The organism is Methanobacterium congolense, from assembly GCF_900095295.1.
Lineage (GTDB): Archaea > Methanobacteriota > Methanobacteria > Methanobacteriales > Methanobacteriaceae > Methanobacterium_C > Methanobacterium_C congolense.
Genome location: NZ_LT607756.1, coordinates 1,605,088 through 1,627,472, shown reverse-complemented (window position 1 = coordinate 1,627,472; position 22,385 = coordinate 1,605,088). Strand labels below are relative to the sequence as shown.

At 38.4% G+C, this 22,385-nt stretch carries 22 protein-coding genes; 10 read left to right on the top strand and 12 right to left on the bottom strand.

The annotated features are described in order from the left end of the window. Positions 1–277 precede the first annotated feature (277 nt). The 3 genes from MCBB_RS07715 to MCBB_RS07705 all read right to left on the bottom strand — a co-directional run bounded on the left by MCBB_RS07715 (position 278) and on the right by MCBB_RS07705 (position 2,312). Entirely contained in the window at positions 278–832 is a 555-nt protein-coding gene (locus tag MCBB_RS07715) for a ZPR1 zinc finger domain-containing protein (protein WP_071908042.1), read from the bottom strand. Between the two features lie 118 nt (positions 833–950). Continuing rightward, positions 951–1,919 carry a 3H domain-containing protein gene (locus tag MCBB_RS07710; protein ID WP_071907214.1) on the bottom strand — a complete coding sequence of 323 codons (969 nt, stop codon included), beginning with the start codon at positions 1,917–1,919 and terminating at the stop codon, positions 951–953. Positions 1,920–1,964: 45 nt separating this feature from the next. Beyond that, on the bottom strand, positions 1,965–2,312 hold the full coding sequence (locus tag MCBB_RS07705; protein WP_071907213.1) for a roadblock/LC7 domain-containing protein: 348 nt from the start codon (positions 2,310–2,312) through the stop codon (positions 1,965–1,967). 142 nt (positions 2,313–2,454) lie between these two features. Between MCBB_RS07705 and MCBB_RS07700 the strand changes: the two genes are divergently transcribed. The 6 genes from MCBB_RS07700 (at position 2,455) to MCBB_RS07675 (ending at position 8,081) form a co-directional block, all read left to right on the top strand. Then, positions 2,455–3,522 (top strand): DUF1611 domain-containing protein, encoded by a 1,068-nt coding sequence (locus MCBB_RS07700; RefSeq protein WP_071907212.1) that lies wholly within the window; start codon positions 2,455–2,457, stop codon positions 3,520–3,522. After that, the gene (locus MCBB_RS07695) at positions 3,519–3,869 is read left to right on the top strand and encodes a cell division protein SepF (RefSeq protein WP_071907211.1); all 351 of its coding nucleotides are present in this window, start codon (positions 3,519–3,521) and stop codon (positions 3,867–3,869) included. The genes MCBB_RS07700 and MCBB_RS07695 overlap by 4 nt, the downstream gene beginning before the upstream one ends. Before the next feature lie 276 nt (positions 3,870–4,145). Next, the gene (locus MCBB_RS07690; protein WP_071907210.1) at positions 4,146–5,300 is read left to right on the top strand and encodes a DUF2226 domain-containing protein; all 1,155 of its coding nucleotides are present in this window, start codon (positions 4,146–4,148) and stop codon (positions 5,298–5,300) included. 10 nt (positions 5,301–5,310) lie between these two features. Next, on the top strand, positions 5,311–6,090 hold the full coding sequence (minD, locus tag MCBB_RS07685) for a cell division ATPase MinD (RefSeq protein WP_071907209.1): 780 nt from the start codon (positions 5,311–5,313) through the stop codon (positions 6,088–6,090). Between the two features lie 79 nt (positions 6,091–6,169). Then, positions 6,170–6,949, top strand: coding sequence for a cell division ATPase MinD (gene minD / locus MCBB_RS07680; protein WP_071907208.1), 780 nt, complete (start codon positions 6,170–6,172; stop codon positions 6,947–6,949). A gap of 280 nt (positions 6,950–7,229) precedes the next feature. Beyond that, positions 7,230–8,081, top strand: a complete 852-nt coding sequence (locus MCBB_RS07675) for a carbohydrate kinase family protein (protein ID WP_071907207.1) — start codon at positions 7,230–7,232, stop codon at positions 8,079–8,081. 61 nt (positions 8,082–8,142) lie between these two features. Here MCBB_RS07675 and MCBB_RS07670 read toward each other — a convergent pair whose 3' ends face one another. Beyond that, positions 8,143–8,898, bottom strand: a complete 756-nt coding sequence (locus tag MCBB_RS07670; protein WP_071907206.1) for a TatD family hydrolase — start codon at positions 8,896–8,898, stop codon at positions 8,143–8,145. 349 nt (positions 8,899–9,247) lie between these two features. Between MCBB_RS07670 and MCBB_RS07665 the strand changes: the two genes are divergently transcribed. Beyond that, positions 9,248–10,084: a helix-turn-helix transcriptional regulator gene (locus MCBB_RS07665; RefSeq protein ID WP_084789905.1), complete on the top strand. Its 837-nt coding sequence runs from the start codon at positions 9,248–9,250 to the stop codon at positions 10,082–10,084. A gap of 152 nt (positions 10,085–10,236) precedes the next feature. Continuing rightward, entirely contained in the window at positions 10,237–10,389 is a 153-nt protein-coding gene (locus MCBB_RS12125; protein ID WP_171899112.1) for a hypothetical protein, read from the top strand. Positions 10,390–10,582: 193 nt separating this feature from the next. Here MCBB_RS12125 and glyS read toward each other — a convergent pair whose 3' ends face one another. The 6 genes from glyS to MCBB_RS07635 all read right to left on the bottom strand — a co-directional run bounded on the left by glyS (position 10,583) and on the right by MCBB_RS07635 (position 17,734). After that, positions 10,583–12,316, bottom strand: coding sequence for a glycine--tRNA ligase (glyS, locus tag MCBB_RS07660; RefSeq protein WP_071907205.1), 1,734 nt, complete (start codon positions 12,314–12,316; stop codon positions 10,583–10,585). A 266-nt stretch (positions 12,317–12,582) separates the two neighbouring features. Continuing rightward, positions 12,583–13,182: a dCTP deaminase gene (gene dcd, locus MCBB_RS07655; RefSeq protein ID WP_071907204.1), complete on the bottom strand. Its 600-nt coding sequence runs from the start codon at positions 13,180–13,182 to the stop codon at positions 12,583–12,585. Next, positions 13,170–14,336: a DUF1512 family protein gene (locus tag MCBB_RS07650; RefSeq protein WP_071907203.1), complete on the bottom strand. Its 1,167-nt coding sequence runs from the start codon at positions 14,334–14,336 to the stop codon at positions 13,170–13,172. The genes dcd and MCBB_RS07650 overlap by 13 nt, the downstream gene beginning before the upstream one ends. A gap of 164 nt (positions 14,337–14,500) precedes the next feature. Beyond that, positions 14,501–15,202 (bottom strand): RNA methyltransferase, encoded by a 702-nt coding sequence (locus MCBB_RS07645; RefSeq protein ID WP_071907202.1) that lies wholly within the window; start codon positions 15,200–15,202, stop codon positions 14,501–14,503. Positions 15,203–15,270: 68 nt separating this feature from the next. After that, entirely contained in the window at positions 15,271–16,803 is a 1,533-nt protein-coding gene (gene tfrB, locus MCBB_RS07640; protein ID WP_071907201.1) for a fumarate reductase (CoM/CoB) subunit TfrB, read from the bottom strand. A gap of 355 nt (positions 16,804–17,158) precedes the next feature. Further along, complete coding sequence (locus tag MCBB_RS07635) at positions 17,159–17,734, bottom strand: M48 family metallopeptidase (protein ID WP_071908040.1); 576 nt, start codon at positions 17,732–17,734, stop codon at positions 17,159–17,161. Between the two features lie 425 nt (positions 17,735–18,159). Between MCBB_RS07635 and iorA the strand changes: the two genes are divergently transcribed. After that, positions 18,160–20,016 carry an indolepyruvate ferredoxin oxidoreductase subunit alpha gene (gene iorA, locus MCBB_RS07630; protein ID WP_071907200.1) on the top strand — a complete coding sequence of 619 codons (1,857 nt, stop codon included), beginning with the start codon at positions 18,160–18,162 and terminating at the stop codon, positions 20,014–20,016. A 118-nt stretch (positions 20,017–20,134) separates the two neighbouring features. After that, entirely contained in the window at positions 20,135–20,728 is a 594-nt protein-coding gene (locus MCBB_RS07625) for an indolepyruvate oxidoreductase subunit beta (RefSeq protein WP_071907199.1), read from the top strand. 59 nt (positions 20,729–20,787) lie between these two features. Here the strand turns inward: MCBB_RS07625 and MCBB_RS07620 are convergent, their stop codons facing one another. Next, on the bottom strand, positions 20,788–21,249 hold the full coding sequence (locus tag MCBB_RS07620; RefSeq protein WP_171899146.1) for a methanogen output domain 1-containing protein: 462 nt from the start codon (positions 21,247–21,249) through the stop codon (positions 20,788–20,790). Between the two features lie 21 nt (positions 21,250–21,270). Beyond that, on the bottom strand, positions 21,271–22,329 hold the full coding sequence (locus MCBB_RS07615; RefSeq protein ID WP_084789871.1) for a transposase: 1,059 nt from the start codon (positions 22,327–22,329) through the stop codon (positions 21,271–21,273). Positions 22,330–22,385 lie beyond the last annotated feature (56 nt).

Here is a 22,385-nt window from a genome sequence, read left to right as displayed (position 1 = left end):
GGATCAAGAATTAAAAATGAGATTTAACATTTAAAAGGTTTAATATTTAATTTTAATGTTTAATAATATTTAATATGCTGTCAATTAATCTATAATTTTGTTTAGAGTCTTATCTAGTGGATTATTTTAAAATGAAATATTAAAATAAAAATTTAAGATTTTAAGATTAAAAAAAATTTGAGATTTAAAATTTAGAATTCTTGAGTTTAAGTTTCTGTAAAGATTCTTTAAAGATGATCATTTCTGATCATTCATTTAAGAATGGTTTTCCCGCTCATCATTTTTCAATGGTTGCAAAACCAGTTCTAAGATTTTTTATTTCATCTTCAGTCAATTTTCTATGTTCAGCATTTTCATGGTCGATCATGCTGTGACCAAAGGGGTCTTCAAGGACAATCGTGGCTGATCTTTCACCAGTTTTAACCTGTACAATTTCTTCAAGTATTTTTAAAGCATTTTCTCGGATTGTTTCATCATCGGTCATTTTCAATGCCCTTACAACGGCTTCTTCAAACCTGTTGAGTACTCCCTCAACGTTTGAAACGTAACCCTGGGATTTAGGTCCTGGTTCGACTTTAAGTCCCAGTTCTGGAATGGTCACAGTTGCAGATGGTGATTTAACGATCCTTGCGTTCAACATCTCCTTGTGAACTTCCAGGGTGTATCTGACAGGTTCCTTTTGGTCAAGGCAGATGGTGTCAGAATGTTTGTATCCGCACTGACTGCACTGTACTGTTGATTCCAGTATCTCCCCGAAGTAGGGTATTTGTTCGGTTTTACTGGTGACTTTAAGGGTTCCTTTGGCTTTACAAACTGGACAGTCTGCCATCATATCATTCAAATTTACTTCTCTCCTGAAAATTATTAAACTAGATTAATAAACCTTTAAATATAGTAAGTAACTCTAAATTAGGATAATATAATAATATAAGCTTTAACTGTGTAATTAATTATCTATTTTTTTCATCTTCCCTTTGGAAAATGAATCCACTTGCTTCAAGGTCCTTTACCATTTCATTGAGGCTTTCCTCATTTGGTGCACAGATCTTGTGGCTGTGAACATTATCTGAAAGGTTGTAAAGGCCCTCTAAATCCTTTTTTCGTTTTGGATTTTTATTTAATTGGGTTATGAATCGTTTTGCTTCCACTGGATCGTAGACATTAACCTTCCTCTTGAGGGGTTCTCCAAATCCCGGTAAGAAGTAGGATACATCAACTATCCTTCCACCGTACTTATCCAGTATGATGTCAGTTTCCTCTTCAAGCTGGTCAACTGTGTGTTTGAAAAGCATGACCCTGCAGATCTCCCTTATCAAAGTCAGCATCCTTTTAAGAGTACAATCAATTTTTTCATTGTTTATCACAGGTATCCCATATTCAAGAGCTCTTTCAACCAGATAATCATTTATGACACGATTCTCTTTGAAATATTCAAGGTGCTTACCGCCCCTCTTTATTTTCATGGCCCTCTTAACGAATCGCTCCTTGTGAATATCCTCGTTGGCAGTTAATACAAAAAAGTGAATGGATGCATCATCCTTGAATTTATCGATATCAATGAGGCCTGGAACAAGGTGTACTCCCTCAATAACAACGTCATCGTAATCATCCACAGCTCTTTTGATGACCTTTTCAATTGCAGGTATAACGAATGAGGCATGTTCTTCAAAACCTGCCCCTATAAGGCCATTCGTATTTCCCTCATATCTTTTCCTGTCTTTTAAAGTTACGTATGCATCGAAGGAGGATTTATGGAGTGCAGGTGCATATTCAGGACCTATTACTCCCCTTACTATCTCCCTTATGAAGTCAGTTTCAATCAGATGTTTTATGCCTAATTCTTTGGCCAATTCTGATGCTATGGTTGATTTTCCAATTCCTGAAGCACTTCCTATAAGAATAACGTAAGGCTTTCTCAATTTCATCCTCCCCACTGGCTAAGAGATTTTGGGAAATGTCTCAATTTATGTTAAAAACTCAATTACGCGTTCAGCACTTCTCCTCATCTCAATCCTGATGAGACCAAGGTTTATATCAATATCAGTTATCACAACTAAAATTCCTTCGCCTGCATCTATCATCAAGGTTTTACCCTTTTCACCTTCGATCATAACCTGCTGCAATGGGTCATGCTTCATTTCTTCGGCTGACCTTTCAGCGGTACCAAAAACTGCTGAAGCCATTGCTGCTACAAGTTCTGAGTCTATGTCTGATGCTACTTCGCTTTCTATGATCAATCCATCTTTTCCAACGACTAAAGATCCGTTTACTCCATTTATTCGGCCTAGATCCTTAAGTATTCTCTCTATCATACTATGCCTCCACAATAGAATTTAGTATGCTACCCAAAGTATATATCTTGGTTTAACATTTATTAGATAAATAGGTAATGTTAAAATTTCACCTAATTCATCAAATGAATAAAGTTAATACATGTAATAAGGAGTGATTTTTTTGTATTTTATAACTTCGGTAGAGGAACTACAGGAACTCAACCCATTCATAATCATAGGCTGTGGAGGTGGTGGAGAAAAATTTTCTAATTTTGAAGGTGTAGAAACTGTGGGTTTTATTGACGACGACACCAGAAAACAGGGCAAAGACTTCTGTAATCTCACAGTATCAGGGGATCTTAAACAACTCATTCAGGAAACAGATGCTAAAAGTGTTGCAATAATGCTTCCAATTGGTGCTGAGGGAACAGCACTCAAATATGCAGTTGAAGCCATTGATAACGGCAAAAACGTTGTTGCATCCTTTAGATCATTACCAATTTCACAGAACGAGTCCCTAATAAAATTTGCAGAATCCAGGGGTGTTGCTCTCAAGGAGATAAGTCCTCGTTTGGATGTTGTAAAGAACATATTTGGGGTTGCACCTCCAAAATGTACAGAAACCCTTCCTAAAATAACCTACAAACACAAGGTACCTGTTGTTTTCGTTGGTGGAACTTCACAGGAATGTGGTAAAAGAACCACCACACGTATGCTTGGTAAAGCAGCTAAAGAGATGGGTTTGAATGCTGTTGTAATTTCGACAGATGAGATGGGTCTTGAAAAACCTGCAGATGTGAACTTCCGTGCAGGAAGCCTTTCAGTGATGGATGTTGCATCTGCAGTCATGGGAACCGTAAAGTACATGGAAGAGAATAAAGATCCAGATATAATATTTGTTGAAGGCCAGTCAAGTTTAACAGAAAGAGGAAACCCTCATCCAAAGGGTCTTTCAGCTGCAATACTTTTTGGAGCAATGCCAGATGCAACGATTGTCTGTCACAGACCAAATCATCCATACAGGGAACCAGTTGGAATAGAGTATGAGGTAAAGGCAATAGAAGCTGTTGAACCAACGAAGGTTGTTGGACTTTCATTGAACCTGAGAAACGTGGACGAACCATGTGATCTCGCAGAGTATGAGAATGAATATGGCCTGCCTGCTGTTGATATAGCCAGAGGAGTCAATGGTGGTGCATCAAGATTACTTAAGGTAATTATTGATCATATAGGGGAATTTAAGAAATGAAGGACATGTTGGATATCATAAAGAAGAACATTGGTTTAGAAGAAGACGAAGAAAAGGAAGAACAGGAAACCATAATAGTTCCAGAACATTCTTTCTATGAAATAATTCTTATGAAGGCCAAAAACCTTGATGAGTTTGATTTCGCCCTTAACCAGATTGCAGAAGAGAAAAATCCCATCATCATGGACATGAGTCTCCTTGAAAGGGAAAGTCTTGAAGATTTCAAAATTGCAGGGGAAAAATTAAAGGCATTCCGTATTAACACGGGTGGGGAAGCCATATTACTGAGTAAAAATAGTAACATACTCATAATCACTCCTCCTGAAATCAAATTAATAAGGAAATGATGAATTGGTACTTAAGGGTTTGTAAAATAAACATTTTGGACTACTAATCAAATTAAGCCTTATCTTTTAACAGAAAACAGGTGAATTAATTTATTAAAAATTTAGAAGACCAAGCACATGATCCTAAAAGTTCTGTAATGCCATTAAATTTTTATACAGGTTTTATAGCATTATTTATTATAGGGTTAAATGCATGCTAAAAATATGAACTCAATTCAATTTTTTCATAATTAGCATGTTCTTAAATGAGTTACACTAAGGATAGAGGGATAAAAAATGGAGCTGCCAATAACAAAACCTTCCATGGTCTCTTATGCAGATCAAATTGATTTTAACCAACTTGTTGGTGAACTATCTAAAAACAAGCACAATGGATTTATAAGGGTGACTCACGGTTCTGAAGATGGTTACCTACTTTTTAAGGAAGGAGAACAAATTGCAGCATCATATGATACTTATTCAAAGTTAGATGCCCTTGAAAAAATTCGTAGTGTAACTGAAAATGATAGAACATTGGTTGAAGTTTTTGATATTAAAAAATCCCAGATAGATTTCCTTTTAGATCTAAACAAACATTACATAATCAATTTAAAATCTGAAACAGATGATCTACTATCTGAACTCCAGACTTCAAGGGGTTACAAAGAAGTGGAAGAAAACAAGGAAACAACTGCACTTAAATTAGATGAACCCCCAGAGTTAGATGAGCTCAAAACTGAAGCAGTTGAAACAATTGAAGAACCTGAAATCCAGTTTCCAAATACTGAATCCCCAGATAAATCCCCAGATACAAATGAGATATCTGTGACTGACACAAGTGTAAGCGAAGTTGAAAGTGTTCCAGAAGAAACTTCAGCCACGCCAGATGGTACTGCAGATTCAGAACCAAGCACTTCAGATGCCTCAAATACTAACTCACTTGATACTAAAACAATAGAAGATGATGTGGATGAGTTAGAACCTGAAACTGAGGTATCCGAAACTGCCTCACAATCTGAAGAAGTATCAGAACCTGAAGTTCCATTGGATAGATTGGATCTTCTCAAGAAGTACGGTATCAAAGAGGTCAAGGAAGAAGATGTTGAAAATCTTTTAGATACTTATAAGGGGGGTTCTGTGGATGAGGGTGATGTTGAAAAGATAGAATTAACTCTTATGAATAAAATCAAGAAATCTGTACTTGGTTTACCTAAAATAAGGGGTGCAGAGGTCATGGTATTTTTGGATAACACCAATGGACTCTCTGGACATGTAAATATAATTATTGAATCAGAATCTCAGGGATTTCTATCAAAGCTACGGGGAGACTCTAAAGATGCCGATAACTTAAAAAGGCAGATCATCAATATATCCCAGATAGAGATAAGAAAAAGCTTTAGAAAGTACCCTGAAATTGTAGATGAATTTGATGTAAATGTAGAGATGAATTAGGAGGTATCAGATGACACGAGTTATAACAGTTGCTTCTGGAAAGGGTGGGGTTGGAAAAACAACCATAACAGGTAACTTAGGGGTTGCCCTGTCCACCTATGGTGAAGAAACCATAGTATTGGATGCTGATGTTGCAATGGCAAACCTGGAACTTATTCTTGGAATGGAGGGTAAATCTGTAACCCTGCACGATGTACTTTCTGGAGATGCAGATATAGAGGATGCCATATATGAGGGTCCTGGAGGAGTTAAGGTTGTTCCTGCAGGAATATCACTTGAAGGATTAAGAAAAATTAAACTTGACCGTTTGGAGAATGCTCTGGAAACACTTGTGGAAACTGCGGACATATTACTTATAGATGCACCTGCAGGACTTGAAAAGGATGCTCTGGCTGCAATAGCATCTGCACAGGAATTACTACTTGTCACAACACCGGAGGTCCCATCCATAAGTGATGCATTGAAGACTAAAATAATCGCAAACAAACTTGGTGTTGACATCATTGGAGTGGTTATAAACAGGGAACAGCATGATAAAACCTTCCTTACCATGGATGAAATTGAAACCATACTGGAAGTACCAGTAATTGCAGTAATACCTGATGACCCTGAGGTTAGCAGGGCAGCAGCATTTGGTGAACCAATAATCGTGAAAAACCCCAAATCACCTACGAGTAACGCCATCATGCAGCTTGGTGCAGATCTCATTGGCGAAGATTATCAGCCAATTGAGCCTGATAAAAAGGGTGTTATATCCAAACTTGTTGAAGGCCTTTTAGGCAGAAGATAAGGATATAATCGGGGATTATGCAGTGATCAATATCCCATTTAATGGAAAAAATTGTAGTATCATTGAAAATTGGTAAAACATGTCAAGATTTATAGCATTTGCTTCAGGTAAAGGTGGTGTTGGAAGAACAGCCCTAACATTCAACATGGGCGTTGCAATGTCCCTTTTTGGAGAAGAAGTGGTCATGCTTGACACGGATCTTGTAATGGCAAACATGGATGTTATAACTGGGCTTTTAAACCCTGAGGTCACATTACATGATGTTTTAATCCGTGAAAAATCCATAGACGATTGTGTTTATGAGATTAATCAGGGAGTTCGTGTGGTTCCCACAGGAATACATTTTGAAACCCTTAAACATATAAATCCTAATTATATCTCCTGGAACAAAATAATGAATGAGGTATCGGATTATGGTAATGTTTTCCTGATGGATCTGCCTGCGGGAATTAATTCAAATATTTTTGAGGGTCTTCCAGAAGAAACAGAACTCATACTGGTTACAAATTCAACCATGGCATCTGTTGCAGATGCCCTTAAAATAAGAATTCTCTTCAACGAGCTCAACATAGACATAGTTGGATTCGTACTGAACATGTGGTACGATGATAAGTTCCTTCTATCCCCAACTGAGATAGAATCCATACTCGAGGTTCCACTGCTTGGAATAGTGCCCTATGACAGGGAGATGGAGAGGGCAATGGCAATGGGACGATCAATCGTGGAATTGAACCCCTCATCCCCAACAAGTAATGCAGTGATGCAGCTTGCAGCAGATATGTTGGGAAAACCTTACAGGCCTATAGAACCTGATAAAGAGGGTATCCTAAGGAAGCTGAAGAAGTTCGTTGGGATATGAAACAGTAAAACTTCATTTCATTTTTTTTATTTAAAAACAGTTCAAAAAGAACACAGTTCAATGCACATTGTTTATTTTTAAGGTCCAATTCATTTAAGGTTCAATTCGTTCATTCAATGAATTTAATTTGTTTTATAAATTATTTTAATTTCGTTTTAATCAAAGGAATAAAAGTTCAAATTTTCATTCAATTTTTTATTTTTTTGGTTGCACCTTTAAAAAAAACTTTACCTAGAAACTTCATAGTATCAACAACACGTGTGGTAGGAAGTGGAATTTCTTGAAGGATTTTAAAAGGGACGTGGCTGCACTTGGAACCTGTAACATGGATTTTATAATGAAGGTTCCAAGGTTCATTGGTGCTGAGGATGAAGCAGATGTTCAATTGCTCTTAGAGTCACCTGGAGGTTCAGCAGCCAACTTCGCACGTGAAACGTCCAGGTTGGGCTTAAAAACAGGGATCCTGGCTTGTGTGGGAAACGACCACTTCGGCAGTTTGATAACTCAGAACTTCCAGATGGAAGGTGTGGATACAGAAAGGCTCTTATCGCTGGATGAAAAGACGGGAATGGGGTTTATAGCAGTTGATCCTAGGGGCGAAAGATCCATTTACACCTTTATGGGTGCAAATGCACAGTTCAGTGTACATCCAGAGGATGTAAGTTACATTGAATCCTCAAGGATCCTCCATATCACAGGTGTCTACGTGGAAGTCCTAGAGGAAGCATCAAACCATGCAAATACTCTTTCATTGAACCCGGGAACATTGCTTTCATACTACGGTTGGAATATCCTGAAGAAGGTTATAAAAAAATCAGATGTACTATTTTTAAACAGAAAAGAGCTTGAACTTTTAACTGGAAATGACCGAGATGAAGGTGCACAATTCTTACTTGATGAAGGAGTACCACTTGTCATATTAACCGGTGGAAAAGATGGGGCAGCTGCTTATACAGAGGAAGGTTCCATAAAAGTTCCAACGAAGAAAGTTGGAGCTGTTGATACAACCGGGGCTGGTGATGCCTTTGCTGCAGGATTCATATCCTCATGGATCAAAAACCAGGGCCTTGAGGAATGCCTTAAAAAGGGTAACCAAATTGCATCACAGTGTGTCCAGAGATTTGGAGGTTGAATAATCCCGAATTAAACCCCCCAAGTATTGAACCTCTCATGGATTTCATTGACCTGAACTTTCAAATTCCATAAAACTTTGCTGCATTTGAATGGGAAACCCTATGAATCTCTTTAGCCGTAAAACCTGCAAGTTTCATTTTATGCACAGTTTTAGGGACAGATAGAGGATCAGATGGTGATGAACTCATGTCACTGTCCAGTACAAACCTATCAACTCCGTACTCCCTGAGCATGGAAACAGCTTCATCCGGACTGACCTTCAATGGTTGAACAGTCATTCCAAGGTTCCAATCATGTTCAACTGTCATATCCACTATGGAACTGTCAATATGGTCCAGCTGTACAAGTGAGGGCTCTATCATATCTTCAAGTATGGATGCTGTAACCTTTGCCACCTCAGATTTGTTTTTTCTGGGGGTGTGGACAACGACTTTCATGTTCAACTCGTCTGCAAGTTTTAACTGCTTTTTAAAAACTTCCTTTTCAATATCTGATGTGGTTTCAAGACCTATTTCCCCAACTGCCACAACATCTTCCTTTTCAAGAAGGGCGGGAAGTTCGTGGAGTACCCTTTCCCAGTCCTTTGAAATGCTTCGGGGATGTATTCCAACTGCAGCGTAGAGTTTCAAACCATTTTCAGCAGCTCTTTTGGTATCATTTTCCATTATGCGGTTTATATGATCCAGAACAACATCTGAAGTACTCATTCTGAGGGGGTCATGGGCGCAGCTCACTGCTTTTTCAACCCCTGCCACTGCCATTTTTTCAAAATCCTCATAGGGCCTTGTGTCAGCATGTACATGTGCATCTATCATAAAATCACCTTCATTGGAATGTGTAACCTTCAATTTTAGATGTATCTTTTTTCATATTTGAACTTAAGTTGGGACTTAAATATAAATTGTGGGGTTAAATAACCAGTAGATAAAGCCTGATGATAATTTTTAAGACTTTTCAAACCCACATGAAATTCGGTTAAGGTTTGCGCATATGAATTACACAAAACTTTTTTTATAAAGACCTTAAATATATATACAAAATATATCATGTGAAGTGTTTGATTTGACGGATTTATGATAGAACTGAAAATGTGTGCTTTTGTACCCCTTGATTAGGTTAAATAGTTTTCACAATATTTTGAATTATCAAAATGGAAGGTTCAATATGACTTTAAACAATGTTTTGGATATTTATGATGATGTAAAAGATGATCTTAAGTTTTTATCGATGTCAGTTGTTCGTACAAAGATCATGTTAAGTTTAAACGAGGGAGATTGTAAATTAAATGATTTAAAGAAAGGTCTTGATTTAGATTCCTCTGCAATTAAGCATGTTCTGAATGACCTTGAAGAACGGAACTTCGTATTTAAAAATGGTGATGTGTACTCCCTTTCAGAGAAGGGGATTATCATATGCACTAAACTTGCTGAACTCATAAAAACTCTTTCTGTTGTAAAAAAAAATGAAAAATTCTGGTTAAAACATGATATAACTTCAATTCCGCCTGAATTTCTATTGAGGCTTGGGGAACTGGAGCGTTCATGCCTTGTGGAATCTGAACTCACAGACATATTAAAAACATTTGAAAATTTTAAAGAACTCCTTCATAAATCAGAGGTAATAAAGGGTGTATCTCCAATTTTCAAGCCAGAATTTATAGAGGAATTTAAGACTCTACTTGAAAATGATGTTTACGTGGAATTGATACTTACGAATAAGATAATGAGCAAAACCATGAGAAGTATTGATGCAGGGACCCTTATAAAGCTTGGAAAACTCTTTTTACAGAACAAACTTAAAATATGGAAGATAAAGGAAGAAGAGGTCAATGTTGCATTTACAGTAACGGATACCACCCTATCTTTGGGTCTCTTTTCGACCAATGGAGAATATGATCTTTCAAGGGACCTTGTTAGTGATGATCCAAAAGCTATTCAATGGGGAAACGATCTCTTTGATTACTACAAGGGCAAAGCTGAACTTTTCAAGATTGGACTTTAATTAACATCTCTAAATTATATCTAAATCATCTTAGATCTTCTCTAGGTTTAAGTTCATACCACTCATTTATGATTAGAAATTTACATAAATTAAACCTGAGAATATAGTTTTTTAATAAGCAGTCACTGAATTAGAGTTAGGAGGTCTAGAAAATGGATGTAGATGAGATGGCTAAAAAAGCTACCATGAAGGATCTTAAGGAAATTGCTAAAAAACATGACATAAAGCTTGGAAGATGCCCAACAAAACTTAAAATCGCAAAATTAATCCCAAAAGAGGAATTAGAAGCTTTGGTGAATAAGTAAAGTTCTTAGGGTATTGGCATTGGACGGGGTACTCGCTTTTCAACCATTTCATAGAGTGTATCAGTTTCATAGATTGTATCAAATTATTTTTGTTGCTTAATTAAGATTTTAATGAATTAATGATTTCTGATCATCAATAAAAAAAATAAATAAGGAAGGATTGTTCATGGATTTTACGTTCCATTCCATTAATTCATCCTTTTGATTTTAAATCCTTGAAATTGATCTTCTTGTTTAAGAGGTCACTTAACACATTGTAAACATCTTCAAGTGGTACTCTGACCTGCTCAAGACTGTCCCTGTTTCTGATTGTAACTTTATTGTCTTCAAGGGTTTCATGATCCACTGTAACTGCAAATGGAACACCAACCTCGTCTGATCTTGCGTACCTTCTTCCAATGGTACCTGAAGCATCGTACTCTGAGATTATGCCCTTCACGCGCAGATCATCGCTTATTTTGTAAGCTGTTTCAACCAGTTCATCCTTGTTCACAAGAGGGAAGACACTGACACTCACAGGTGCGATGTCCTCTGGAAGCTTCAGATAAGCCCTTTCTTCATCCTCTGTGAATGAGTGCAGAAGTACTGAGTAAAGTATCCGGTCTATACCGAAGGATGGTTCTATGACGTGTGGAACTATCTTTTCTCCCCTTATGGTTTCATCCTTTTCCTGGAAACTCACAAGATCCTCTGTTAACTCATACTCCTTTCCTTCAACCTCCACTTTGAAGGTTCCATCAGCTTCAAATGCATTTTTGATGATGGTTGCATCTGTTTCATCCAGAACTGCCTTGATCTTGGGGGAATCTCCCTTGAAGAGCGGTCCGAACTTCTTCATATCAGGCTTTGCAACAACCTTTTTAATGGTTTTGGGTTCATCGTATTCAATGAAAACACTCATATCCTCATTACTGTACCTGCTGTGGGATTTAAGGTCGAAATCTGTTCTGTCAGCTATTCCTATTATTTCAACCCAGCCGAATCTGTCTGTGTGAACCTCAACATCCCAGCAGTCAATTGCGTAGTGGGCCATCTCAGTTGGAAGGTGCTGCCTGAACCTCATAACATCATCTGGAATTCCAAGTTCAGATAGGAACCTTTCAGCAAGGCACAGCTGGTAAGCATGCATCTGACTGGACACAAGACCCGTTTCAACAGCCTCTCCTGCAGCTACCTTGACGGGGTCCTCCCCATCCATCTGATTCTTTGCTGAGTAAAGGGTGAGTTCCTGGTCTGCAACCTCATTGAATCTGCGGTGCCTCTTATCAGAGGGGTTGACGAAGATTTCAGCTTCAGCCTGTGTGAACTCCCTGAGCCTTATAACTCCCTGACGAGGTGAGATCTCATTTCTGTAGGCTTTACCAACCTGAACAACACCGAATGGAAGTTTTCCTCTGAAAAATCTCAGAAGCCTCTTGAAGGGTATGAAAATTCCCTGTGCAGTTTCAGGCCTCATGTAACCTGTTTTTTTCCCCTTAGCGCCGATAAGAGTCTGGAACATGAGGTTGTAGCTCCAGACGTGGCTGAGGTGGCCTCCACATTTGGGGCATGGTATCTGGTTTTCTGAGATTATCTCTGTGAGCCTCTGGTTTTCAAGACCCTCAACGTCCTTGTCTATTGCATCCTCTATGACGTGGTCTGCCCTGTAAACTTCCATACAATCTTTACATTCGGTCATTGGGTCTGTGAAGTGGTCAACATGTCCTGATGCTTTCAGGGCTTCTTCTGGCATGATGGTTGGGGATTCTATTTCATAAAATCCTTCCCTGACCACGTAGTAACTTCTCCACTTATTTATTATGTTGTTTTTAAGTATGGCGCCCAGTGGGCCGTAATCAAAGAAACCTGCAACTCCTGAGTATATCTCAAAGGAGGACCATATAAATCCCCTTTTCTTGGCGATATTCATAACATCGTTATCAGTCATATCAAATCCTCTCAAATCTATTCAATCATCAATTGCTATGCTTAATTTTTAAACTATTTAAAATCATTTTAATTCGTTTAAACTGGAATTTAATTAGAATTTAATTAAAATCTCTTCTAAATAATATAAAATTAACTTTAAAATTTGTTAATTTCATATCTTAAGTCGTTTGAATCCAAATAATTTGAATAATCCTTGAATAATCTTTAAATAATTAAAAAAATTTTTAAGGTCAAGTCTGAACACGTTAAGTCTAAAAGAACTCTTCAGGACCTGGATCTGTTCACGATCTCGTAGTCATGCTTGATCTTACTTGTTTCTGGACGTTTTTGCCCCATGTATTTACTGTCACGGTCTGGGTGTCCGTATGGCTTTTCTGAAGGTGATGTCATTGTTTCAAACACGATCTGACAGACCCTCTGGCCTGTGTAAAGGGCAACTGGCATCTTACCTATGTTGGATATTTCAAGTGTTATCCTACCATGAAAACCTGGATCTATGTATCCTGCTGTAACATGCATTGTTATACCCAATCTTCCCATTGATGAACGTCCCTCAACCCTTGCAACAAGGTTATCTGGAAGTTTAACAGTTTCATAGGTGGTTGCAAGTGCAAACTCTCCTGGGTGAATTATGAATGGCTCACCATCATTTATGTAAAATGATTCCATGTATGAATCCATGTCTGTTTTATCCATTGGATCTATACATGGCTTCCTTATTATTCTGAAGCCTTTAAATTCATTCCCAATCCTGAGGTCAACTGAAGATGGTTGTATCTGTCTTTCAGGATTTTCCAGCGGTTCTATAAGAATTTCACCTGTTTTCAAGCATTTTTTTATGTCTCTGTCACTTAAAATGGCCATTTCCTGCCCTCTTTTTTATTTTTACTTTCTTCTTTATCTTCTTTGATATTAATGTTGTCCAGGTCTTCAACCTTAACTGGTACTCCACAGCTGTTACCAACACCTACAACCAGAACACTTGAACCCTCAGGAGATTCCATTATGGCATGTTCAACCACTGAAACAGCTTTCCTAGAAGATTCAAGGATTTCCTTGGTCATGGGGGATATTGCCTCTTCAGGGCTCATCTTGATGATAACCGCATCAGTTTGAAGGTCTGATTTAACGAGTTCTTCCTCGATCATCCATTTATCAACACCAGGACCTCCAATAACAACACCTACTCCCTCTGCAACAGTTCCTGTCTTTTCTCCTTCGAGTTTAACTGCAGCGTCAATGGTTAAAAGTCTTTTGATATTCTTTTCATGGATGATGGAAGTTACAACCTTACCAACTTTCCCAACCCTTGCACCAGGACCATTTGCACGTGCTATGATGAGTTCACGTCCCTGGAAATGCGTTTTACCAACAACCATTTCCCCAACTTCATGGATATCGGGTTTTTCCACATCCTTCATGAGTGTTCCTGCAACAATGGGTCCAATCCCATCTCCAACTGCTTTGCCCTCTGAAAAAGCATGCATTCCTTCATACTGGGCTTTAACAACTCTCATTATCATTGGAAGGCTCATCTGGAGCATCAAGAGTATCTGGATGTTACCTGTTTTCTTTGCAAGTTCCAGATTGTGACGAACCATCTTGGCAACTCCATTGATACCAAGGGTTGCCTTAAGGGTCATCACGATGTTTGAAGTCCATTCAGCATCAGCTTCAGGTGCCAGTGTCTTCGACATGTGACTGAACCTGTCCTCACTGAGATCGAGTATCTTCTCGAACTTCCTCACGATACCGTTTGGATCAAGCTCAGCAGGTTGGATGACAAAAAATTCAAGAAAATTGTCCAGTGCTGCCTTTGGATCCCCTTTTGGATTTCCCTTTTCACTGCAGAGCTTGATAAGAACATTTTTGGATTCTTCAACCATTCCCTCAACTTCAACAGTGAAATTGGAGATGCTTGACATTGCACGCATCCTCAAAAAGGAAGGGAGTATGAGTATCAGGATGAAGAAGATTACAAATCCAATGATATCAATTGGGCTGATGCCGAAGAGCATTTTAGGCCACCTCAAGGGTTCAATCACATAAATATTTGATCAAAATCTTTTAAGGACATTTCGTGAATATTTTTTGAATCAACTGTTAAACCTTTTTTCAGATAAATTGTATTAAATTTTACGTTAAATCCACTTAATCTAACTTCTTAAACTGATCCTTTAATCTACTTTTCCAACAATCTCTCATTTATCCTTCGAAGGGTGCCTTTCAATGTATGTGCTTCCCTTCCCGAAATGAAAGCCCTTCCAATGATTCTGCGAAATACAAGGGATGCATTTTTACTTTTATGTTCGGGATATCCGAGTTTTTCAACGATATCATCCATGGTTCCGATGAGTCCGTCCTTCTCAACCTTGGAAGCCTCTTCAAGTTCCTCACGAGGGTAACTCTTCTTCTTTTTGAATATCTCGTAGAGCACGATTGCAGCTGCATGGGTTATGTTCATTATAGGGTAATCCTCATGGGTTGGAATGGTAACGATAACATCACAGAGTTCTATCTCATCGTTAGAGAGTCCATTACCCTCTCTTCCAAAGAGAAGTGCCATTTTTCCGGTCAAGTTAAGATTTTCTGCAAATTTATCGGGTGTTACAGCTATCCTAGGCAAGTTGTAGCTTCCTCCAGCTTCTCCAGTTGTTCCAACTGTGAAATCTATTTTCTCAGCTTCAAGGAACTCTGGAATGGAATTGTAAACTTTCGCGTTTCTCACAACCTCCCTTGCATGCATGGCCTGGTAGTACGACTCATTTTCCAGTTGGCAGGGATTTATTAGTACCATATCGGAAAGTCCGAAGTTCTTCATGGTACGTGCAAGAAAACCTATGTTTCCAGGAGTTTCTGGCTCCACAAAAACCACGTATATCATTTGTTTATCAGCTCTGTTCTATAATATTGGTTGATTGAGGTTTGATGATCTGTCATTGGATGTGTATGTTAATTTTCTTCTTCGTCCAACCCGTAAGCCTTTTCCAGGAGTTTTAAAAGGTTTAGAACTTCTATGTTTCCAAGACCCTCTGCTTCAAGTGAATCCCGTATGTTGTACTCGCAGAAGGGACATATTGTAACCACAGCATCAGCTGCAACGTCTTCAACCATATGAGCCTTTTTCTTACCCAGCCCTGCTGCTATCTCAGGTTTTCCAGAGCGCACTCCACCACCTGCACCACAGCACTGGTTTGGAGCTTCCATCTCCACGAATTCCACACCTTTGATCCTGCGGAGTATGGATCTGGGTTCTTCCCTTATCCCCTGACCCCTTGCAAGGTGGCATGGGTCGTGGTAGGTGACCTTCATATCCATGGGCTTCATATCCTCAGTGTTGAGTTTGTCAACCAGAACCTCGCTTATATCCTTGACGTTGAGTTTGGCACCGTAGCGCGGATAATCGTTTTTAAGGGTGGAACCACATCCTGCACAGACAGTTATGATGGTGTCGTAGTCTTTAAGGGCTTCATAATTCTGTTTTACAATATCCTCGATTATATCTGTCTGTCCGGTTCTTATCAGTGGTGAACCACAGCATATCTGGGTTCCTGGAACCTCTGCATGAATTCCATGCTTTTCAAGAACCTTTAAAAGTGCTTCTCCAATTTCAGGAAGCTTATAATCCACCATACATCCTGTGAAAACAGCAACCCGGGGGTTTTCAGATTCTTCAGTACTTTCCGATTTTCTTTCGGTTGAAGCAGCTTTTATGAATCCCTCTGCAAATTTACCCTTGCCCAATGGTTCAACTGACCTTCCAGTACTTTTTATGGACTTCCAGATTTCCCTGTGGGCTGGAAGGGGTCCTTTACCTTCCCCGTAGGCTATTTCCCTTAACTTTTCAATGGCCCCTCCGAAGGTGTTTATCTCCTTTGGACAAACCTCAACACACTTGGAACAGGATGTGCAGCAGTAAAGACCCTCTTCAATTCCTTCAGCTGCACGTTCTCCACAGTCACGTGGATCAAGGGCAAATTTTGAGATGTAACGCATGAAGTATGGCCCTGCAAATTCCTTGGTTTCTTTAACAACTGGACATGCTGAAATACATGAGTAACATTCTATGCAGCTTCTTATCTTTTTGGTATCTGCATACTCACTGGGATCCATAACCTTTGGGCATTCAGAGATTTCACATCCACCTTCAAGGAAAAGTCCCATTTTCCAGGTCTTCTCATCCAGAGCTGTTCTGTCAACAACCAGATCCTTCAAAACTGGAAGGTCTATGGGTTCCAGAACGTCTCCATCTTCTATTTCAGATTTACATGCAAGTGCAACCTCTCCGTTCACCTTGATTGCACATGAACCACACTGCCCTGCACGACAGGAATATCTATAGGCAAGATCTGCATTGTGGGTTTCATTTATGTAATTCAGAGCATCCAAAACCTTCATTTTATCCTTTTTAAGGACCTCATAGGTTTCAAAATGGGCTTCGCTATCCTTTTCAGGATCGTATCTTAGAACTTTAATTCTTATCATTTCTATCTCCGGGTTATGTTTAAAAACATTTATGAGTAAAATTTACAAGTTTTGAGGGTTGATTATTATTCAATTAGTTTATTCAATTATTCTTTAATTCAATTTAATCTTCAATTTATCGTGTTTTAATTGATTAATCATTGCTTACTTGAATATTTTTAATTCAACCTTCAGAAATTGAATGTTATTTTTTTTATATGGAACAACAAGTTACACTATTATTGGTGCAATATATTATATAAAATTTATAAGGCAGGACCAAACCCACAACACAAAAATGAGATCTTAAGAACTAACTGTTGATAATCAAAGTTAAAAAGGATAAAATGTAAATTGAACAAGTATCCTATGATATTTAGTTTTCAAAGGGTGTAATGAATTTCTCTTTTATCAGTATCCAGTAGATTGAAAGCTCATCCTCGAACTCACTGTAATCTCCAAATTCACTGGACACAATGCCCCAGAATCTTTTGTTGTGTCCCATCTCAACCAAGTGTGCAACTTCATGAAAAACAACGTATTCAACAAGTTCTTCAGGAAGATATATCATATAACGGTTGATGTTGATGTTACCACGGGAACTGCAGCTGCCCCACCGTGTTTTCATCTTCCTGAAACGTACAAGCTTAAAATCAACCTTCAACTGGTCTGCAAATTTCCCAACCAACTCCCTAACAAGGCTTCTGAACTCCTCCTCAGTTCTTTCAAGGTTCAAACTGCGTTTTCTTGCTTCATGCTTTGAATGTTCCAGCATGCAAAGATGGTTGTATATCCACTTTCTATGTTTCTCAACAAGTCTACCTGCCCCATCGTAACCCTCTGGAACTATGACTCTAAGATAACCTGTTTTAATCTCTAAACGTGGATATTTGACCTTCCGTGGGATCACTTCATATTCCACGTCCAGATCATTTATCCTGATTTTTGCCATTCTTTGCATGTTACTCATATTACTATTTATCCTATCTGTTTTATGAATGGGCTGTGTGACTATAAAAAATTTTAATTGTAGATAAGTACAACCTAATAAAAATAGAAGATTGAATACCATTCAATTGAAGATAGATTTGGAAGATCAACAACCAAAAACATGTGATCTAAACAAAACATCAAACATCTTACATATAAACCCATTTTAACCATCTGTTTAACCATAACCATTTTAACCACAATTAATTAAATAAAAAAAAGAAAAATTCACATTAGAATGTTAATCAAATTCTTGAATTTTAAAATTGCAGTTCTTTAAAAGTGTAGTTCAAGGTTCAAAGCAGGTTATATTAAATTATTTAGGATACACAATCATTTAATGATTTTATAAATGCTAATAGGTTCAATAAGTTAAAGGAGATTCTTATGAATATAAAAGAGGTTTTAACAGGAAAAGAGAACGATAAATTGTTCCTTTTAGGGAATGAGGCTGCTGTTCGTGGAGCAATTGAGGCAGGCGTTGCAGTTGCATCCACGTACCCTGGAACACCTTCATCAGAGATAGGTGATGTGCTCTCTAAAATAGCAGATGAAGCAGGACTGTACTTCGAATTTTCAACCAACGAAAAAGTTGCACTTGAAGTTTCTGCAGCAGCAGCAGCTTCCGGGTTAAGGTCATTTACCTTCATGAAGCATGTGGGAGTTAACGTTGCAGCAGACTCTCTTATGAGTGCAGTTTATACAGGTGTTAACGGGGGGATGGTGATACTGTCGGCAGATGATCCATCCATGTTCTCCTCACAGAACGAACAGGACAACAGGCACTACTCACGCCTTGCAAACATGCCCATGATGGAACCATCCAGTCCACAGGAACTCAAAGACCTCATGAAGGATGCTTATGAATTATCAGAGGAATTCCAGATACCCGTGCTCATGCGTACCACAACCAGAATATCCCACATGAGGGGGGTTGTGGAACTTGGAGAGAGGAAAGAAGCTCCAAAGAAGGGGTTTTTCAAACGTGACCCCAAACGATTCGTGCCGGTTCCAGTAACTGCAAGGGAGATGCACAGGGAACTCGTTGGAAAAATGGAAAAGTTAGGAGAGCTGAGCAACACCTCCCCATTAAACCAGATATTTGATAGGGATGGAAGGATCGGTGTGGTAACAAGTGGAAGTGCCTTCAACTACGTGATGGACGCTGTGAATGAGGAAAACCTGCCGGTGAATGTCCTCAAATTAACTCTTTCCAATCCATTCCCTGAAGAACTTCTACTGAAATTCATGGAAGGTCTTGAGTGTGTGCTGGTGGTTGAAGAGGTTGACCCAATCATGGAGAAGGACGTACTTGCAGTTGTGGGAAAACATGGCCTTAAGGTTCAGGTTCATGGAAAACTGGATGATACAATGCCTATGATCTACGAGTACACCCCTGAAATAGTGCTTGAAGGTTTGAGGAAGGTTACCGGAGTGGATGTGAATATCTTGGAATTGGAATCAACGGAACTATCACTACCAAACCGTCCACCTACCCTTTGCCCTGGATGTCCCCACCGTGCTGCCTATCATTCCGTTAGAAGAGCGGCAAAAAACCTTGGAATCGAAAACATCATCCACCCAACTGATATAGGCTGTTACACCCTTGGGATAGACTCTCCCTACGACGCAGCAGATTACCTTCTGTCCATGGGTTCCAGCATAGGAACAAGCTGTGGATTTTCAAAGGCAACAGATCAGAGGATAGTGAGCTTCATAGGAGATTCAACATTCTTCCATGCAGGAATACCACCACTCATAAATGCAGTTCACAACAAAAACCGCTTCGTACTGGTCATACTTGACAATAGAACCACAGCTATGACAGGAGGCCAACCACACCCTGGGTTGCCTGTTGATGGAATGGGATACGAGGCACCGGAAGTTTCAATCGAAAACCTGGTCCGGGCAACAGGAGTTGGATTTTTAGAAACCATAAATCCACTGAACATTAAAAAATCCCAGGAAGCCCTGGAAAGAGCACTGGAATACGATGGAGTGGCAGTGGTTGTGTCAAGGTACCCATGTATGCTCATCAAAAACAGGAAAAGACCAAGAAGTGATGCTATTATCCATGTTAAGCAGGATAAATGTGACAGATGCTCAGTTTGCCTTGAGGAACTTGCATGTCCTGCAATCTACACCAGTGAGGATGAATCAGTTCACATAGATCCAATGCTCTGCAGAAAATGCAATGTATGTGTGCAGATATGCCCTGAGAGGGCCATAGGTGCTAAAAAGTAGATTTTATGGATATGATTTAAATTAAATCACCTTCAAAGAATTACCTTCAAAATTTTCAGCTTTTAGCTATTGAAACTATAAAAAAATGATTTAAAGATTGCAATCGAGGAGATCAAGGATGAAACCTTACAGTATTTATATTTCAGGCGTGGGTGGTCAGGGAATAATTAAAACCTCCACGGTAATTGGTGAAGCAGCAATGAGAAGTAACATCCCAGTTGTCATGAGTGAAATACACGGCATGGCTCAGAGGGGAGGTGTGGTGTCCACTGAACTCAAGATAGGTGATGCCTACAGTCCAATAATCAAGGAGGGAACAGCAGATTTATTACTGGCATTCGAGCCCCTTGAAGCTTTAAGAGCCCTTCCAAAGCTTAACAGAAAAACCAGTGTGGTTGTAAACACATCCCCAATCTACCCCTCCAGTTTAAGACAGAGTGATGTGCCCTACCCAGATGTTGATGTCATCATGGATGAACTCAGATCAAAAACAGGAGAAGTGTTTGCAATGGATGCAGAAACCATTGCAAAGAATGCTGGACACATACTGTCCCTTAACATGGTGATGCTCGGGGGTGCAGCAGCAGTTGAAGGATTTCCCTTGAGCAAAAAGTTGATACTTGATTCAATGAGGTCTAATCTGCCTGAAAAAAGCATACCAATCAATATGAAGGCATTTGAGGAAGGATTTGGGATTTGTTCTAAGGGGTAACTATTTAAACTCCTTTTAGGTCCCTTATTCTACTTCATATTCCTTGAAATCATTCTCTTTTAAAAGTTAAATGTGAATATACAATTAGATGATCCATTTGCAATATTTGACTTATTTTTAACTGTGCCTGTCAGATTTATCCATTTTAAAATGGTTTCAGCAATGGCCTGACAGTTTAAACAGAATATATGATTTTTTTCACATTCATGGATCCATGGGCAGTTGTTAAGTACAAGAAACAGTTTTTCATTGTTTTCCTCAAATTCAGCTTCAATGCCCAGGGAAGAAAGGTACTGTTTTAAAAAGGTCCTGTAAAACTCAAGGTGGCTTTCCATAATTGAATCCTCACCTGGATCTTTGTTGATTTGGTAGGATTCCATTTCATTTAAGAAATCGTTTTTCAATTCACGTTCTAATCGTTTCTGAAATACTCTTAAAATTTCTTTTTTGATGTTTGGATCATTTTTGGAAGTAGAAGAAGGTACAGACTGAAGAAGGAATTCATAGAAATCTGATAATATCTTTTTAGGGTCTTGGTTTTTTTAGGTTTCGGAGAGCTTTTGTAGGGCTGTTTTTGTGTTGTAACCTGTTGTTGTGATGAGCCCTGCTAAAAATACAGTTAGTATGGTTGTTCTTTCGGCTGATTCAGGTGTATATTTGTGTAATTTTTTCAAGCTTAGTCCTGATTTGCATAATTTGAAAAAGTCTTCGATTTTTCCACGTACAGGTTTGTATCGTTTCCAATTTTCTATTTTATAGATTAATACATTTTTTAAGGTATTGTATAATTTTTTAGACTTTTTTTCGGTCTTTTTATCCTTAAATACTTGTAATGGATAGGTTAATTTATCATCTAATTTTTGTATTTTGAAGTTTTCTTTGGGAAAAATTAAAGGAACAATTTTATACTTAGAAATTCCGATTTGATAGTTTTTATAACTGTAATATCCTCTGTCAAATAGTATTGTGTCTCCTTTTCGGATTATTCGTCTTCTTTTCAGGTTTTCCATTATCTCATTGAATATCTTGGAATCGTGTGGCGCTCCAGAATGGATTAAAATAGCAACGGGCATTGCAGATGTGTGTTCTATAACTACTGTGGCTTTAAATCCAATATAAAATCCATAGGAGGATGAATAACTCCATTTTAGGTCCTGTTTTTCTAAGTATTCTTTTGAACGATGTTTACGTTGTATGTTGTAATCTAAGTCCACGGGTGTGGCATCAACAATAAATGTCCGTTTTCCACGCCTTTTGAGAGGTTTAGTTTGCATTAATATGCTATTTACCATTTTGATGTACGTATCGGGTTTAAATCGTGCCAAAAATTCTGAAACTTGAACAGCACTTGGAACTTCATTGGTTTTGAAGAATTTTCGCAACTTTTTATCCCTTTTTAGTTCAGAAACAACAAACTCAACAGTTATATTGAAGAAAATAGCAGTGAAAATGATTTTAATTGATAAAATCATCATATTAATGTTTTTAACACCTTTAGAGGCTATTATTGTCTGGGATTTTTTAGAACCGATAATTTTAAATATTTTTTCCAACAAGATATAATTTGGGTCTTCTTTACTGTAATTTAAGTGATGCTTCATTTTTATCGCCAAATAAAACTATGTAAGCATTAATACTTAAATTTAACGGTTTAGAA

Coding starts and splice junctions, on each gene's coding strand:
- tfrB (WP_071907201.1), bottom strand. CDS start 16,803: ATGATAAGAATTAAAGTTCTAAGATACGATCCTGAAAAGGATAGCGAA.
- MCBB_RS07705 (WP_071907213.1), bottom strand. CDS start 2,312: ATGATAGAGAGAATACTTAAGGATCTAGGCCGAATAAATGGAGTAAAC.
- MCBB_RS07695 (WP_071907211.1), top strand. CDS start 3,519: ATGAAGGACATGTTGGATATCATAAAGAAGAACATTGGTTTAGAAGAA.
- MCBB_RS07650 (WP_071907203.1), bottom strand. CDS start 14,336: ATGCTCTTCGGCATCAGCCCAATTGATATCATTGGATTTGTAATCTTC.
- MCBB_RS07625 (WP_071907199.1), top strand. CDS start 20,135: ATGAAACCTTACAGTATTTATATTTCAGGCGTGGGTGGTCAGGGAATA.
- glyS (WP_071907205.1), bottom strand. CDS start 12,316: ATGACTGATAACGATGTTATGAATATCGCCAAGAAAAGGGGATTTATA.
- iorA (WP_071907200.1), top strand. CDS start 18,160: ATGAATATAAAAGAGGTTTTAACAGGAAAAGAGAACGATAAATTGTTC.
- minD (WP_071907208.1), top strand. CDS start 6,170: ATGTCAAGATTTATAGCATTTGCTTCAGGTAAAGGTGGTGTTGGAAGA.
- MCBB_RS07645 (WP_071907202.1), bottom strand. CDS start 15,202: ATGATATACGTGGTTTTTGTGGAGCCAGAAACTCCTGGAAACATAGGT.
- MCBB_RS07665 (WP_084789905.1), top strand. CDS start 9,248: ATGACTTTAAACAATGTTTTGGATATTTATGATGATGTAAAAGATGAT.
- MCBB_RS07715 (WP_071908042.1), bottom strand. CDS start 832: ATGATGGCAGACTGTCCAGTTTGTAAAGCCAAAGGAACCCTTAAAGTC.
- minD (WP_071907209.1), top strand. CDS start 5,311: ATGACACGAGTTATAACAGTTGCTTCTGGAAAGGGTGGGGTTGGAAAA.
- MCBB_RS07690 (WP_071907210.1), top strand. CDS start 4,146: ATGGAGCTGCCAATAACAAAACCTTCCATGGTCTCTTATGCAGATCAA.
- MCBB_RS07635 (WP_071908040.1), bottom strand. CDS start 17,734: ATGGCAAAAATCAGGATAAATGATCTGGACGTGGAATATGAAGTGATC.
- MCBB_RS12125 (WP_171899112.1), top strand. CDS start 10,237: ATGGATGTAGATGAGATGGCTAAAAAAGCTACCATGAAGGATCTTAAG.
- MCBB_RS07615 (WP_084789871.1), bottom strand. CDS start 22,329: ATGAAGCATCACTTAAATTACAGTAAAGAAGACCCAAATTATATCTTG.
- dcd (WP_071907204.1), bottom strand. CDS start 13,182: ATGGCCATTTTAAGTGACAGAGACATAAAAAAATGCTTGAAAACAGGT.
- MCBB_RS07670 (WP_071907206.1), bottom strand. CDS start 8,898: ATGATAGATGCACATGTACATGCTGACACAAGGCCCTATGAGGATTTT.